Source organism: Limosilactobacillus mucosae DSM 13345 (genome assembly GCF_001436025.1).
GTDB lineage: Bacteria > Bacillota > Bacilli > Lactobacillales > Lactobacillaceae > Limosilactobacillus > Limosilactobacillus mucosae.
The window spans coordinates 13864-30088 of record NZ_AZEQ01000008.1 but is presented as its reverse complement, the minus strand read 5'-3'; the positions used below and the strand labels follow the sequence as shown (position 1 = coordinate 30088).

At 46.6% G+C, this 16225-nt stretch carries 12 protein-coding genes and 1 pseudogene; 2 read left to right on the top strand and 11 right to left on the bottom strand.

Features of this window, described 5'->3' with window-relative positions:
* Positions 1-41 precede the first annotated feature (41 nt).
* From FC47_RS04675 to FC47_RS04635, 9 genes are all read right to left on the bottom strand, one after another.
* A complete protein-coding gene (locus FC47_RS04675; protein WP_056968176.1) occupies positions 42-1217 on the bottom strand; it encodes an MFS transporter in 1176 nt (391 codons plus the stop codon).
* Positions 1218-1316: 99 nt separating this feature from the next.
* Positions 1317-1757: a hypothetical protein gene (locus FC47_RS04670; RefSeq protein WP_039945727.1), complete on the bottom strand. Its 441-nt coding sequence runs from the start codon at positions 1755-1757 to the stop codon at positions 1317-1319.
* Between the two features lie 171 nt (positions 1758-1928).
* A complete protein-coding gene (locus FC47_RS04665) occupies positions 1929-3164 on the bottom strand; it encodes an NRAMP family divalent metal transporter (RefSeq protein ID WP_006499877.1) in 1236 nt (411 codons plus the stop codon).
* A 42-nt stretch (positions 3165-3206) separates the two neighbouring features.
* Positions 3207-3968 (bottom strand): LamB/YcsF family protein, encoded by a 762-nt coding sequence (locus tag FC47_RS04660; protein ID WP_033935080.1) that lies wholly within the window; start codon positions 3966-3968, stop codon positions 3207-3209.
* Positions 3969-3996: 28 nt separating this feature from the next.
* Complete coding sequence (locus tag FC47_RS04655; RefSeq protein WP_033935079.1) at positions 3997-5361, bottom strand: acetyl-CoA carboxylase biotin carboxylase subunit; 1365 nt, start codon at positions 5359-5361, stop codon at positions 3997-3999.
* Complete coding sequence (locus FC47_RS04650) at positions 5333-5773, bottom strand: acetyl-CoA carboxylase biotin carboxyl carrier protein (RefSeq protein WP_225364244.1); 441 nt, start codon at positions 5771-5773, stop codon at positions 5333-5335. The genes FC47_RS04655 and FC47_RS04650 overlap by 29 nt, the downstream gene beginning before the upstream one ends.
* Entirely contained in the window at positions 5770-6786 is a 1017-nt protein-coding gene (locus FC47_RS04645; RefSeq protein ID WP_033935078.1) for a 5-oxoprolinase subunit C family protein, read from the bottom strand. Before FC47_RS04645 ends, FC47_RS04650 begins: the two co-directional genes overlap by 4 nt.
* Positions 6773-7504: a 5-oxoprolinase subunit PxpB gene (pxpB, locus tag FC47_RS04640; protein ID WP_006499883.1), complete on the bottom strand. Its 732-nt coding sequence runs from the start codon at positions 7502-7504 to the stop codon at positions 6773-6775. The genes FC47_RS04645 and pxpB overlap by 14 nt, the downstream gene beginning before the upstream one ends.
* 481 nt (positions 7505-7985) lie before the next feature.
* Positions 7986-10202, bottom strand: coding sequence for a bifunctional metallophosphatase/5'-nucleotidase (locus FC47_RS04635; protein ID WP_056968174.1), 2217 nt, complete (start codon positions 10200-10202; stop codon positions 7986-7988).
* A 274-nt stretch (positions 10203-10476) separates the two neighbouring features.
* Here FC47_RS04635 and FC47_RS04630 point away from each other — a divergent pair, with 274 nt between their 5' ends.
* Positions 10477-10962, top strand: coding sequence for a DUF7679 family protein (locus FC47_RS04630; protein ID WP_034539484.1), 486 nt, complete (start codon positions 10477-10479; stop codon positions 10960-10962).
* Positions 10963-11486: 524 nt separating this feature from the next.
* On the opposite strand, the pseudogene FC47_RS04625 reads toward FC47_RS04630, so the two are convergent.
* A pseudogene (locus FC47_RS04625) lies at positions 11487-12408 on the bottom strand (IS30 family transposase).
* A 184-nt stretch (positions 12409-12592) separates the two neighbouring features.
* Positions 12593-13765 (bottom strand): iron-containing alcohol dehydrogenase, encoded by a 1173-nt coding sequence (locus FC47_RS04620; RefSeq protein ID WP_039945284.1) that lies wholly within the window; start codon positions 13763-13765, stop codon positions 12593-12595.
* A 338-nt stretch (positions 13766-14103) separates the two neighbouring features.
* On the opposite strand from FC47_RS04620, the gene FC47_RS11110 reads away from it, so the two are divergent.
* Positions 14104-16128 carry a mucin-binding protein gene (locus FC47_RS11110; protein ID WP_420896567.1) on the top strand — a complete coding sequence of 675 codons (2025 nt, stop codon included), beginning with the start codon at positions 14104-14106 and terminating at the stop codon, positions 16126-16128.
* The last annotated feature ends 97 nt before the right edge of the window (positions 16129-16225 follow it).

Here is a 16225-nt window from a genome sequence, read left to right as displayed (position 1 = left end):
TATGTAAAACGCTGGATTGCATCTGACAACCCAGCGTTTTTTTAATGTTTTGCAACCGCGCCGTTTAACTCTTTGCGGTCTCCTAAATAGATCAAGAAAATGATTGGCACGATAATCAACATGACCGGGTAAAAAGCTTTAAGCGGCAGATACTGGTCAATCAAGCCCCCTAAAACCGGTCCCAGCGTCATCCCAATGTCAACGCCCAGGAAAAACGTTGAACTGGCCAGTCCCTGTTCTCCTTGTGGCGCCAGCATCAGAGCCGTTGACTGACAGACTGAGTAGATGATGCCATATCCCATTGCCATGCCAGCGGCCGCCAAAGCCATTTCCCAATTGGTTTTCATAATTGACAGCATGATCAAATAAAAAACATTGGCCAACAAACTGACGATCAGCCATTTACCGAAACGAACCGTGTCGAATTTAGTGCGCAGACAAAGCCGAATCACCAATAAAACTGCTGCATAGATCATAAAGTACGCGCCCACGGCAACCGTTAAGTGACGCTGCTCAACATAGGTCACGATATCAGCCTGTGTAGCAAAGTAAGGAATCGCAAACAGAGCCGTCATGGCCGCAACTGGCAGCGCGCTTTTTTGAATGATCTTGATTCGGCCAGACCCATTTGAGCGTAATTTCTTTACCGGTACGGAACGATCACTCACAAACTGAACGATTACCGCAACCAAAAGCGCCGCCGCGGCCGAGACGATAATGGCAGGCCGGTAGCCGATTACATGATACAGATTAATGGAGACTGCCGGTGCAAACGCCATTGCCAGTGCATTCATGATTCCATACAGTCCCATCGCCTCCCCAACATGCGACAATGGGACCAAGCTGGCCAGCCAAGTCGTCATGCAGACGGTACACAAAACGTACCCCGTCCCGTTGATCAAGCGAAACAACATCAGCAGGCCACTGTTGGATACAAAAATATAGCCAGTCACACCAATAAAACTCAGCAGGCCGCCCCAAGAAGCCAGCCGATACTTTGAGATTCGATCTGTCAGATTACCAGCAATCGGTCTGAGAAACATTGCCACCAGACTCATCATCCCCGCGATCACGCCGGCAAACGTGCTGCTGGCTCCCAGCTTTTGCGCATAGCCATTAATCAGCGGATTACAGTACATGTTGCTGAACATAAAGCAAAAAGACGCAATCATGACTAAAATCACGTCTTTGGTATAGATTGATTCTCGCTTTGCCAAAATGCCACTCCCTATAAATTGATAACATTTTCTCATTATACTCTAATAATCAACGTAATAAAAGAGCACCGCCGCTTTTTGCGACCGTGCTCGGTTTTTTTAATATTTAGCCAGGTATTCATCGACCGCTTCGTGAAAATCATTTTCCAGCTCTTCAAAATCGCGACCTTCATATAATACCAGGTGACGAACGCCAACAATATGACCAAAGAGTCCCTGCTTGCCGCTCATTTGCTCAACCGTGCCTTGTTGACCGCGATAGTTAAGCAGCAGCTGGTTTGATTGGCCTGATTTGGCATTTTGACGACTCTTCTCGTCGGTTTTCTTGCCAAAATAGAATGCACCTGGCAAAGCAACCACCAACGCTCCTAAAACGGCCCAGCCATCATCAACGGCCGTCGCGACTGGCAGACTGGCTAAAGAGGATAACGCTGAAGCAGTGCTTTCCGTAGCATCGATGCTGGCTGCCTTCGCGGGTACCGCCACCAGCAGCAGACCAAACAGTACCAGACTAAACATCATCATGCGAGTTTTCTTCATTGTTATCCCCTCCTTGAAAATAAACCATCTGATATCTTACCATACCATCATAACATGTTTCGTAACGTTTTAGCAATCGTTTCCAAGCCCGTGTTTAAAAGATGTATAACGTTGTACTTTTTTGACATAAAAAGACTGATGCACGGTTAAGCACATCAGTCATAAATTATCTTAAAGTAGCTTCATAACCGCGGCAATGCTGGAGTAGGCCATGAAGGCAACCACGATCCAGCCCGTCCAAGTCAGCCAAGCCGGATGATGATAATCGCTCCCCATGATCTTGGACTTGTGCGCGGCAACCAGCAGAATACCCAAGGCGATTGGCAGGATAAAGCCGTTCAGCGCGCCAACCACAACCAGGACCTTGGCTGGCTGACCGATGAAATAGAAGATCGCCGTGGCAAAAACGATAAATCCGATCGTAATCCAGCTGCGGAACTGATCAAACTTGGCATTGCCCTTCTTGCTGACGGCATAGTCCAGAAATGAGACCGAGGTAAACGTTGAGCCTAAAACGGAAGACAGTCCGGCCGCGATCAACACCAGCCCAAAGAACTTGTAGCCAAAATTACCGGCCGCGGATTTAAAAATCGAAGCCGCGGGATTGGCCGGATCGAGCTTGTAGCCAGCCGTAACCACTGCCAGACCAGCTAAGAAGAGCATTACCCGCACGATTGATGCCAGCCCGATCCCCGTCAAGGCACCTTCATTAACGTACTTGATATCTTTTTGACCACTGGCACCGCCCGCCAACAGACGATGACCACCGGCAAACGAGATGTAGCCCCCAACGGTTCCGCCAACGATCGTCAAAATCGAGTAAAAGTCAATGTGGGTTGGCTTAAACGTATGAACGACCGCGGTTTGGTAAGGCACCTTCATAACGCACAGAATGTAGATCAAAACCAGAACAATGATGGCCGCCAATACCTGAACAGTCCGATCAACGGCTTTAAGAGCATCTTTAATTACCAAGACAATAATTGAAAAAATGCCGATCAACACCGCCCCGGCTTGCGGCGAGATGCCAAACAAAACATTAAGCCCTAAGCCAGCCCCGCCGACGTTCCCGATGTTGAAAAACAAACCGCCAATTGCCACCAATGCACTCAGCAGATAGCCCAGACCAGGAAAAACGTCATTGGCAACAACCTGGGCCCGTTTGCCGGCAACGACGATAATCCGCCAAATATTCAGCTGTACGACAATATCGACTAAAATACAAATTAAAATAGCAAAACCAAAGTCTGCTCCTAATTGTCCCGTAAAAGTGGCCGTTTGCGTTAAAAAGCCAGGGCCAACCGCGGACATTGCCATTAAAAACGCGCCACCAATCGCAGCCGAACGTAATTTCTTATCATGAGTTGCCGGCAGCTCAGATACGCCATTTTTGGAGTGCTTTTGCATAGACATCTTCCTCCCTTATGTAATCTGTCGTTAGTTACAAAATCAAGCATGGTGGGGATCAAAAGGTGCGATTTCAATTGCTGCATCTTTAAGTGCTGAGCGCAGCGCCCGTACGATTGCCAACGCTTCTTCATTGTCACCATGCACGCAAATCGTATCGACTTGCAGCTCAACGTGCTCACCAGTAATTGCAGTAACAGCCTGATCTTGAATCATATGGACCGCACGTTTGGCAACTTCTTGCGGATCATGCAGCACTGCATGCGGCTTGACCCGAGGCACCAGCGTCCCATCAGCCTGATAAGCCCGATCAGCAAACACCTCGCTGGCATAAGGCAAACCAATTTCACGAGCTGCCGTAATCAATTGACTGCCAGCCAGCCCATAAATTGGCAATTCAGGATCAACGCGCTTAATCCCGCGACAAATTGCCAGTGCCAATGGCAGACTCTTAGCCGCTGCATTGTAAAGCGCGCCATGCGGTTTCACATGATGCAGCCGATGTCCTTTGACAAAGCCTTGCAGTGCCGCCACTTGGTAGGTAATCATATTTTCAACGTTTTCCGGCTGCATGTCCATGTGCCGACGACCAAAGCCAATCCGGTCTGGATAACTGGGATGGGCACCGATAGCTACGCCATTTTTTTCAGCAATTGCTACCGTTTGAGCCATAACGTTGGGATCACCAGCATGAAACCCACAGGCAACGTTGGCCGCAGTAATCAGCGGCAGAATCTGTTCGTCATTTCCCAAAACATAATGACCAAAGCTTTCACCCAGATCACTGTTCAAATCAACTTTCATTTTGCAGTCCCTTTCTTAAATACCTTAGCTAATGTTTCTGCTTCTGCAAGTCATCCAACCAGTTGACCGTAGCTGTTAAGCGTTGGAATGATGGCTCTTTTAAAATCTGAGCCAATAATCCAAGATTGGTCTGAATTCCAGTAATCACCGTTTCATCAATGATGGCCTGCATTTGTTGGAGAACCCGCTGACGTCGATCACCATAAACAATAATTTTAGCGATCATTCCATCATAGCTGTTGGGTACGACATAGCCTTGATAGATCGCTGTATCCACACGGACGCCCTGGCCGCCTGGCAAATGCAGACCAGTAATCTTACCAGGGGTCATGGCATTGATGCGACATTCTAAAGCAAAACCGTGCGTGACAACCAACTGCGGCTCTAATTCCGCACCAGCCGCCAGTCGCAGCTGTAGCTCAACCAAATCCACATTGGTAATCATCTCGGTAATCGGATGCTCGACTTGGATCCGGGTATTCATCTCCATGAAGTAATAAGAGCCATCATGGTTATACAAAAACTCAATCGTCCCGACGCCCTCGTAATTCAATTGGGCAACCGCATCTGCTGAGCGCCGCAGCATCTCATCACGAATTCGCGCGGGCACTACCACAGCCGGTGCTTCTTCCATAACTTTTTGATGGCGTGCTTGAATCGTACAGTCCCGTTCACCCAACGCAATCGCATTGCCATAACGATCGGCAGCAATCTGCACCTCAATATGCCGCGGATTGGCCAGATACTGTTCCAGATACATCTGACCGCTGCCAAACGCGGCTTTGGCTTCATCTTGGGCAACCGTAAACTTAGCCGCCATTTCTTTAGGTGAATTGACGATCCGCATGCCTTTTCCGCCGCCACCTGCACTAGCTTTAACCATAATTGGGTAACCGATCTCTTGAGCCTGGTCCAAAGCATCAGCCAAATTGTCAATCGTTGTACTGCTACCTTTGACGACCGGCAGACCAGCTTTAGCCACCGTCATACGCGCCTGTTCCTTATCGCCTAGCAGTCGCATTACATCACCACTTGGGCCAATCAATTTAATCCCGTTTTCCAGACAGGCATCCGCAAATTCAGGACTTTCTGACAAAAAGCCATAACCAGGATGAATGGCATCAGCGCCAGTAAGCTGGGCCGCTGAGATGATGGCTGCAATGTTGAGGTAACTGGCATTAACGTTGTCGGGACCAATGCAGACTGCCTGATCTGCAAGCTGAACGGCCAGTGATTTGGCATCGGTTTCGGAATAAACGGCCACCGTCGCCAGCCCCAATACTCGGCAGGTACGAATGATCCGAACCGCAATTTCACCGCGATTGGCTACCAGCACCTTATGAAAGGGCCATTTACTAACGGAATTATTTAATTTGAATAAGCGGCTGGTCATATTCAACCCCCTCTTCATTATTTACCAAAACCTTTTCAACGATGCCGTCACGATCAGCAACCACATTGGTAAAGACCTTCATGGCTTCAATCACCCCAACGACATCGCCTTGCTTAATATGGTCGCCTGGCTTGACGTATGGAGGATCCTGTGGTGATTTAGCCGTATAAAACACACCGATCGTTGGCGCGTTGATCGTATTGCTACTGGTAACGACTTCTTTCGGGGCCATGATGTGATGGCTGGGATTGCTATGCTGTGGATTGACACTGACCGGCTGCGCATACGATTCGCTATTGGCACGTTTAATGCGGATATGCTCGTCATCTTTTTCATATTCCAGTTCAGTTAGATCGTTTTCCTTGAGCAGATTGATCAATTCTTCAATATTTTTGGTATCCAAATCTATCACTCCTTAAAAAGTCGTTGAATGCGCTGGCTGGCCTCTCGCGTAATTCCATATGGCATTTGATAGCGTGCCATTTTGATGCGATGACGCAGCTCTTTTAAATTTTGCTGCTGCTGTTTTAACAGTTCCTGGGCTGCATTCAGCTCGATCAGTTCGAATTTAATCTGCTGTTTTGGACGGCACTGCACCAGTTTAGACAAGTCCGCTGTCGCCACGACTGCCAATAGTGGATAGCCACCAGTCGTTTGTCGATCAGCCATTAAAACAATTGGTTCACCATTGGCTGGCACCTGTAAACCACCCATTACCGTGGCTGCCGATAACATGCTTTCCTGTTTGGTCTGCATGGCATCGCCTTTTAACCGGTAACCCATTCGATCAGATTGATTCGTCACCGTATACGTTCCAGACAAAAATCGCTCATGATCTTTTTCATCAAACTTTTCCCACTGTGGTCCTTTTAAGACGCTAATCTTAACTGGTGTTTTCAAATCAGGCAATTCCGGCATTGGTGCGTGTCGATGATAATAACTGACTAAAGTAGGCTTAGCTTCGATTGGCAAGCGATCGCCACTGACTAACGCTCGTCCATCCATACCGCCCAGTTTTAAACGCAGCGTGGTTGAACGACTGTCAAGTACTAATGGCAAATGCAGACCGCCCGCCACTGCCAGATAGCCAATCCGTCCTCTGATTGCGGGTCCGATTTTCAATATATCGCCAGTATGCACTTGCAGGCAGCGATATCCTTTGACTGGCTGACCATTAAGCTGAGCATTAAATTCAGCTCCGGTTAAGGCAATGAACGTCGTCGCCATAAAACGCAATGTCGGCCCAGTCAGTGAAAACTCTAAAGCAGCGGCATACGGCGAGTTGCCTACCAACAAATTAGCAACCTGCAAAGCGGTCTGATCCATTGCCCCAGAAGCCGGAAAACCATTAATCTGATGCATTGGCCGTCCCAGATCCTGTACAGTGGTCTGCAGTCCTGGTTCAATTACATTAATCATCGGCATCTGATGTCACCGCCTTCACTTGATACTTGCCAAGCCGATCAGCCAGCTGGATCTTTTGAAACTCCTCTTCGTCAACGGCAAAGAACTTAACACTGTCACCAGCATGATAAAAACTAGCGGGATTTTTTTCGTCATAAAGCTTGAGCGGCGTCTGCCCAATAATGCGCCAGCCGCCTGGTGAAGCGACTGGATAAAACCCGGTCTGCTCACCAGCAATCCCAACGCTGCCCGCCGGAATCTCCAAGCGTGGCTGTTCTAGCCGGGGCATGGCAATCTTTTGGTCGACGCTGCCCATGTAGGCAAAACCGGGTAAAAAGCCCAAAAAGTAGATCAGATAAGACTGGGCGGTATGCTCTTTAATGACCTCCGCCGTGCTTAGCCCAGCAAAACGCGCAACATCCTCCAAATCAGGACCATACTTGCCGCCATAGCAGACTGGGATCAGCCAGGTCTTGGATGGCGGCAGTGGTGCGTTCATCGATTTTTCAATTAACGGCTCAAGCTGATCTTTTAGTTCTTCAAAGCTGGTCTGGCCACCATCAAAGGTTACGGTCAGCGTCCGATAGGCTGGAATAATCGTTTTGACTGCCGATAAATGCTGCTTTAAGATATAACGCCCAATCTGTTGCAAGTGCCGATTGACAACTGGATCGATCCGATTGGCAAACTCAATCGCCAGTGCTTGATCGCCAACTGAGATAATCTGATAGCTGGTCACTGAACATCCCCCCTTTAGCCAGTGACTTAAATTTTTAAATTGACCATTATAAAATGATTAGAGTAACTTTCATGCTATTGGAATTGACTGGACTTGTCAACCGTCCTTATGTTCACAGTTTATCAACAAATTTATTTTGCTTTTTCAACCGTGGCCATTTATTTAATTTTTTCTTAATAAAATAAATAAAACAAGCTAATAAGTTAAGAAAATTAAGAATTTGCATATTCAAAAAATTCTAGCATTTTAAAAAAATAGCGTTATGCAAAACCGTTAAAAGCTCTGTATAACGCTATCTAATATTTTTTAGTTTGAAAAGCAATTGGTTCACTAAACCTAGGACCGACATACTGATCAAGCCATTCACATCATCATTTTATTATGTCTAGGCGAAAATCTCGTGACTTTAGTCGATGATGGTTGACGAACCGCTTTGAATCTTTCCGCTATTCGATCCTAAATTCATATCCGCTTGACCAGGCTATTTTTGCCGCCGTGGCCGACGACGAATTACAAACATGCCTGACAACCCGATCAGCGCCGTCCCAAGCAAGGCCAAGGCAGATTTTTCGTCATTACCAGTTTGTGGCAGCGCGGTCTGGCTGGCTTTTGGTTCGGTTGACTTAACCGCGATCGCAACTGGAGCTGTCTGGTCCTGACCATTAACGATCTTTAATTGCAGCGCTGCCGAATTGTCGACCGTAATTTCCTGGCTCTGCTTTGCATCAGCCGCTGAACCATTAGTATTACCATTATTTTCGGTATTAGTCTGACCAGTTTCGCTGTTCGCTGGCGTATCCGGCACAACAGGATGCAGCAAGGCTTCAGCTTCTGCCGGCGTCAGATAGTTTTTGCGATCAGTAACTGGCGCCTTGATCAAATTACCAGCATTGGTTTGATCAGCAATGTAGCTCATAAAGACTTCCGTATCCGCGCCAATCACTGCAATCTGATTGGTACCCTTAAAGGCCGTAAAGCCGTCACCACCGCCAGCTAAAAAGTCGTTGATAACCACGCGATAAGTTTTGTTCATGTCTAACGGCTGCCCGTTTTCATCATAAGCGGCCACTACGCGATATGGCTGGTTAGGGTCGTCACTGTCAGTGTAGTAGTACTTGAGACCAGCAATCTGCAGATAATACTTTTGATCTTCGTCATACTGCTGGTTTAAGGCATCAATTACCTGCTGGCCAGTCATCTCAACTACCCGCAGAATGTTGCCAAATGGCTGAACTGCCTGGGCAGCCCCCCAAGTAATCGTGCGGTCTGGTTCAACTACCAGATCAGCCCGCACCCCGCCAGTATTGGTCATTGCAAAGTCAGCATTGACGCCCAGTTTTCTGGCTTCGGCCAACTGTCCATCAACTACCAGCTCACCAGCCTGGTTTTCTCGAGTTGGCGTATTATGCAGACGACCGGTGATGGTTTCTGGCGTTGCTGCCTCCCCAATTTTTTGGTTGATGACTGGCGCCACTCGCTTGGTGGCATCCTCAACGATTCCCGCAACGGTTGGGTCGCTGACGGCAGCCGGATTGTCTTTTTCTGAAAGGACCGGGAAGACATGTGAGACGAGGCTGTCAGGCGCAAAATCGTTAGTCGCCGGATTGATATAACCAATGATGTCATCATAAGCCTTGCCGGTGTAGATGGCCTGCACCAGTTTGACTGAGCCAACCGTGGCATTGGCATACTGATGAGAGTGCCCAGCCAGGTAGATGTCGACAGAATTGTCAGGATCGATCTGGTAGAGCTTTTGGATAATATCAACCGCCGTGCCCTTGGTTTCGCCATTCTTGGTCTCTACCCCGGTATGTGCCAAGACGACGATCGCATTGACGCCTTGATTGCGCAGAATTTTTTCATAATGAGCAATGGTTTCGGCTTCATCAAGAATCTCATAATCCTTATAGTTGTCATAGAGCGTCAGAATCGGCAAATCGGTCGTCTCAATGCCGATAAAGCCGATTTTAACAACCTTGTTATCACTGGTATGAATTTCCTTGATGATGTAAGGCTGAAAACCATATGGAATCTCGCCATAGTTATCATCAGTCTTGGTGCCCTTGAGAATCACGTTGGCTGTAATAATGTTGATGTCTGAGGCTTCATGCGGGTAGGCCATTTCAGCATCGTTATACTGCTTGGTTGGCTGGCCACCGGTTACGATTCGGTTAAATTCGCCCAGTCCCTCGTCAAACTCATGATTCCCCAGCGTGCCATACTCAATGTGCATTGCCTTGAGTGCATGCATGGTGGATTCATCCTGCAAAAGTGCCGAGTTGGCTGGTGAGGCGCCGACCATGTCACCAGCTTCAACACGAATCGTTGTCCCATCCGGATTGGCCGCCTTAAAGTCATTCTCTGCTTGATTCAAAGAGCCAGCCAGTCGTTCTGCCGTCCCCGTATTTTGATAGGTCTGATCACCAATCTGAGCGGTACCGGTATTGGAAAGCCCACCATGAAAGTCATTGATCCCCAAAATTTGAACCGGTACGTATCCTTGATATTTGGCAGGATCCGACCAATCAGTAGCCTGTCCCGGCTGACTGGCCGGATCAGGATTGGTAACCACCTGAACGGAACTGGCTTGACTAACAGGCGCTGTCGCAGCTGCATCATCAGCACTGACCGGCATTGCCGACATCGTTAATCCTAAAATTGCCGAACCAAACAAATAAATGTAGTTTCTTTTTCGCATATCTTAAATTCCCCCAATAGTTAAATCTAAGCGCTTTCAATCTAACATAAATCATTAACTCCCGCACTTGATTTAAGTAAGTTGTTGGTTAAAAATTCGCAGTTTATAGCGGAAATCGGCATTTAAAATTTATTTTTTTATTTTATTATATTAAAAAATAAAGTTAAACCTTTAATCTACATTTGAGATCAAAGGTTACTTTTAGGGGCTTTCATAAATTTAAATTCGCGTTATAATTATTGTGAATATGTAAACAATCAGAAGGTGAACGATTATGTCCGAAAAAGTTTTTGTTGCTCATGTCACGCTCAGCTGGGGTGAAAAGCGCGACTATCTAATTGCTAATGATGTTGAACCCGGTCTGCAGCATCGCTTGGATACTTATGGCAACAGTTGGAATGAAGTAATGCAAAATGCCTTGATGAACGTGCCAGTAGCACCATATCTGCCAAGCAACTCGGTTCAGCCGCCAATTGCTACGGCCAAGGTCAGCGATGTCGAAGCTCGTGATTTCGGTCCAACTGAAGAAAAACTGCAACGGACGCGCAGCCAGTTTATCATGGCCGCAATGTGGGAAAAACAGTCTGCCGAGACCACTGCCAACTTTTTGCACCATGACTATGATCAAGCCAGTCAAGCCGAAATATTTGCTGATGTCGACTATTGGGTTAATGGTACCAAGCACCCTGATGTCTGGGCCCATACCAAGCAGCTGATTAGAGACCAGGAAAAGCGTTTAAGCGAAGAAACTGCTAATTAAAAGGCATAAATACGAAATCATCCCGATCACGGTTAAAAGCTGTGACCGGGATTTTTTGAGAATGATATTTTAGGCTTTTAGTATTCAGAACTGTTTCGATTAGCTGCGATTCCCCGACCGGCATGCGTCAACGATATTTCGGTTAATTGATTCCGTAGCTGATGTGGAGCAATGATGTTTCAGTTAGCCGTTTCTGCAGTCGCCGCAACTCAATGATAGACAGATTCCCGCTCTAATTAACCTCCACTCCGCCACTGATAAGACGTCAACCGCAGCTTTACCTACTATTTTGAATTTTTTGGCAAATCGTAGGTAACTGTATAAGCAATTTTTTGAAATTTACCTACTTTGCAGATTTTTTGCCTCAATAGTAGGTAATTTTGTATATTTTTGGTTCGAATGGCCTAAGCCAAAACTGTGCAAAACTTTATTTTACCTACTATTTTTATTTTTCTTCAATTTATAGGTAAAGTTAGGGATACCAAACTCAATTTGGCAGATTGCAAGAAATAACTTGAACAAATTTAGTAACGCAGATTACGCAAAAAGATCTCAATCGGTGTTCGCCAATTTAAACATTTAAGTGGTAAGTGGTCGGGAATTCAAATACCAGTTAATTTGAATCAATTCATCATCGGTAATCTCATCAATCGGTTGACCTTTGGGAATGAAGCGGCGTAGTACTCGGTTGCGATTTTCATTACTGCCTCGTTCATGTGGCGAATAAGCGTGCGTAAAGTACAGCGGAACACCGGTCTGTTCTTCAATCAAATTGTAGTTGGCGAATTCTTTCCCATAGTCAACAGTAAGGGTCTTGAGATTATCTCCTAACTGGTTAGCCAATTCTAAAATAATTGAAATACTATCTCGTCCATTAAGCCGTTTAACGATGGTAAGCCGACTCTTACGCTCGACAAACGTAGCTACTGCTTGACCTTTACGTTTTCCAGATAAAACTGTATCAGCTTCGAAGTGACCTGAAGTATTATGATCAGAAATTTCAGCTGGACAATCTTCGATGGAACGTCCATGACTAAAACTACCACGGGTTTCTTTAGATCGTTTGCGATGAATACCATGGTCAGGTAAGTCAGTCACATTAATATCCAGTAGTCCCTGATCAATCCAGTTATAGATGGTTTTGTAGGTAATTCTAACTACATGAGCCACTTGTTCAATTGACCATTTTTGAATCTTGATTTTTTCTTCAATCAATCGCTTTAGGTTAGTCGTTAAGATGGTTTTACGACCACGATGACTAAGTTTAACTTCATGGTCAGTTTGAGCCTTAACTGCGTGATACTCACCAGCTAAGCGATGAACCTCATTAAAGATAGTGGTTTTACTAAAGCCTAAATAATCGGCAATATATTGAAGTGAGTGCTTTTCATGATGAAGTGTTTCGATGACAACGCGGTCTTCAAATGACAAAATAGTGGTGCCCATAAAGGTCCTTCTTTCTAATGGAATGTTGTGGTGACACCATTAAAGACCTTTATGGGTTTTTCTATCCACTAATATGTTCAACTTAAATTTTACAATCTACCGAATACTAAAAAGTCACCCGCAGATGAGGTTTTCGCCTGCGGGTGACTTTTTCGTTGCTAATTAAATGTATCCACACCGTTAATTAGTAAATACCATCGTATGCCTTTTGGTAAAGGTCAATGATGTCTTGCTTCGTACCCTTACGTGGGTTGGAGAATGCGTTCCCATCCTTCAGGGCATTTTCAGCCATCAATGGGAAGTCTTCTGGCTTAGCACCGATTGCCTTGATGGATGATGGAATGCCAACTGCCTTGCACATCTCACGCATCCCGTCAATGGACTTTTGAGCGGCTTGCATGGTGGTCAGGCCGGTGGTGTCGTAACCCATGATCCGGGCCAGTTCGGCGAACCGATCTGGGCAAGCAATCAGGTTGTACTCTTCAACCGTGGTCAGCAGCAATGCACAGCAAACACCGTGTGGGGCATCGTATTGACCACCGAGTTGGTGAGCCATGGCATGAACGTAACCCAGGTTGGCGTTGTTGAAGGCCATCCCGGCCAGCATTTCAGCTTCAACCATCTTGGTCCGTGCTTCAACATTTTGACCATTGGCAACAGCTTCTGGCAATGCTTCTTGGATCAGTTGGATAGCTTCTTTACATTGACTGTCCGTGATTGGGTTGTGGTCAACAGAAACGTATGGTTCGATTGCTTGAACAAAGGCGTCACAACCGGTAGCAGCAGTAACTGATTGTGGAACGCCGAGCATCAGCATTGGGTCGTTGAAGGATACCAATGGAATGTTACGCCAGGAAACAACAACGAACTTCAGGTGGTCTTCTTCGTTCGTGATAACCGCGTGCCGGGTCAATTCTGAACCAGTCCCGGCGGTGGTGTTAACAGCCATCAGAGGTGGCAGTGGGTTGTCCAGCGTTTCAATTCCGGCCAACTTGGTGATGTCATCACCGTTAGTCAGGATAATACCGATTCCCTTACCACAGTCGTGAGCAGAGCCCCCACCAACAGTGATGATGGAGTCACACTTCTCTTCTTCGTACATCTTCTTACCAGCTTTGATGTTACGAATCTTTGGGTTAGGTTCAACACCGTTGAAGATGGCATAGTTCACGCCAGCCTTCTTCAATGATTCAATCGTTTGAACAACGGGGCCGTTTTCGATCTTTTCCAAGCTCTCTTGGGTAACGACCAGTGGCTTGTGCATGTTAAGCATCTTAGCACGGTCACCAATCTTGGCGATAACACCAGGACCAAAGAAGTTAACACTTGGCATTAAGAAATCAAATTGTCTATTCATAAATAGAAGCCTCCTCATGACATTTGAATACGTTTCCATAATCACATAGCTTTTCAACAAATTCAAGGAAAAACGGCTATTTTTGCTCGTAATTGAACAATCTTTAATGATTGTTTCATTTATTTAATTTTACCATAAAGAAATCGATTCCAATCTTTGACCGTGTCATAGGTAATCTCGCCAATGAAGCGTGGATCATGCTTGGCATAGACGTCCAACGCAATCTTGGCCTGCAGCGGATTTTCGCCCACACCGNCTACGCGGATATTGCAAGCGTTGATGGTGCTGAGGTAACCCCTAATAATCCAAATTCAACGATAACAGTTACCTATAAGCCAATGGGCAAGATCGTTCCGATTGACTCAGCCGGTAATCCAATTCCTGGCGCGGAAACTCCAACGTATAAGAATGATTCAAATGACCCAACCAAGGCGACGACAACCGAAACTCCGAATATTAAAGGCTATAATAAGTCAGAAAGCAGCGTAACGCCTACTACTCCTGACGGGGATACTCCGGTTGTTTACACACCAATTATCTCGACTAACAAGGTTCCAAGTAGCCAAATCATCAACTACGTGGGTGCTGGCGATCAGACACCTAACCCGAGCGTCCAGAATGACTTTACGTTTACTAGTGATACCAACGAGACAACCGGCCAAACGACTTGGAATGCGGAAGAACATACGTATAAGTCAGTTAAAACACCGGTTGTTCAGGGCTACTATGCGGATATCGCAAGCGTTGATGGCGCTAAGGTAACTCCTGATAACCCAACATCAATAACAACGGTGATCTATCATCGATTAGGACAGATTATTCCGGTTGATCCAGAAGGCAACACGATTCCAAACGCGCCAACGCCAACGTACAACAACGATCAAAAAGACCCAAGCAAGGGCACGACGACACCGGTTCCGAAAGTTCCTGGGTACACGACGACGATTACTGAGGTAACGCCGGATGACCCTGGTGCCAACACTCAGATCACCTACACGCCAATCATTAAGGATGCCACGGTACCAACAAGCCAAACGGTTAAATATGAAGGTGCCGGAGACTTGACGCCTAAGGACAATGTCCAAAATGATTATACGTTCACTGGCAAGAGCAATGAGACAACTAATGTAACGACTTGGGATGAGGCAACCCACGCCTACAAACCAGTTGAAACGCCGGTTATCCCTGGCTACTATGCGGATGTCGCAAGCGTTGACAACATCGTTTTGACGCCAGAACACCCAACCGAGGAAGTTACAGTTAAGTATCGTGCTTTAGGTCGCATCGTACCGGTTGACCCTGAAGGCAACGTAGTTCCAAACGCGCCAATGCCAACCTACAGCAACGATCCAAGTGATCCAACCAAGACCACAACGACGCCAGTCCCAGACATCCCTGGGTACACGACGACGATCACTGAGGTAACGCCGGATGACCCTGGTGCCAACACTCAGATCACCTACACGCCAATCATAACGAAGGTTTCTCAGCCTGCTAGCCAGGTTGTTAAATATGAGGGTGCCGGCGACCTGACGCCAGTAGAAAGCATTCAAAACGACTACACGTTTACTGGTGAAAAGAATGAAGCAACTGGTGAGGTAACTTGGACTGAGCAGAACCACAGCTATCAAGGAGTCCCAACACCAGTCATCCCTGGCTACTATGCGGACATTGAACATGTAGCAGGCGCCGAGGTTACGCCGGACAATCCGGTTTCAACGACCATCGTTACCTATCACAAATTGGGAAGCCTTATTCCAGTAGACTCGAATGGCAACCCAATTCCAAACGCGCCAACGCCAACGTATAACAATGATCCAAACAATCCAACTCAAGGATTTGCTACGCCGGTTCCTGATATTCCAGGTTACAAGAAGACGGTTGAAAGCATCACGCCTAATGACCTCGGCTCTGATACCAAGGTTGTCTATGTTCCGATTAAGTCTGACGACAATGGCACAGTGCCATCGAATCCAGGCAGCAACACGCCAACCGGTCCTGAACAGCCATCCAGTGAGAATGGCAATGGAACGGTGACTAACGAGCACCAGACCGATAATCAGTCCACGACGAGTTCTACAACAGAAAACGATAGCCAGAACCAGTCGAACCAGACTAATAATCAATCCCCGACGAGTTCTGCAATGGAAAACAATGGCCAGAACCAGTCGAACCAGACTAATAATCAATCCCCGACGAGTTCTGCAATGGAAAACAATGGCCAGAACCAGTCGACTCAAGCACAATCGCTGCCACAAACCGGTAATGATCAGCAAGAGACAAAGGGCTTGATTTCGCTTGGCATTGCCAGCTTCTTAGGCATGCTGGGATTAATGGGATACAAGAAGAAGCAGGAGCATTAAGACTCTGAAGAACAATAAAGGACAGATTGGATAAGTTCCAACCTGCCCTTTTATTTTTGTGATAGGCTTGATTAATTACTCTAAAATAAAAAATGGG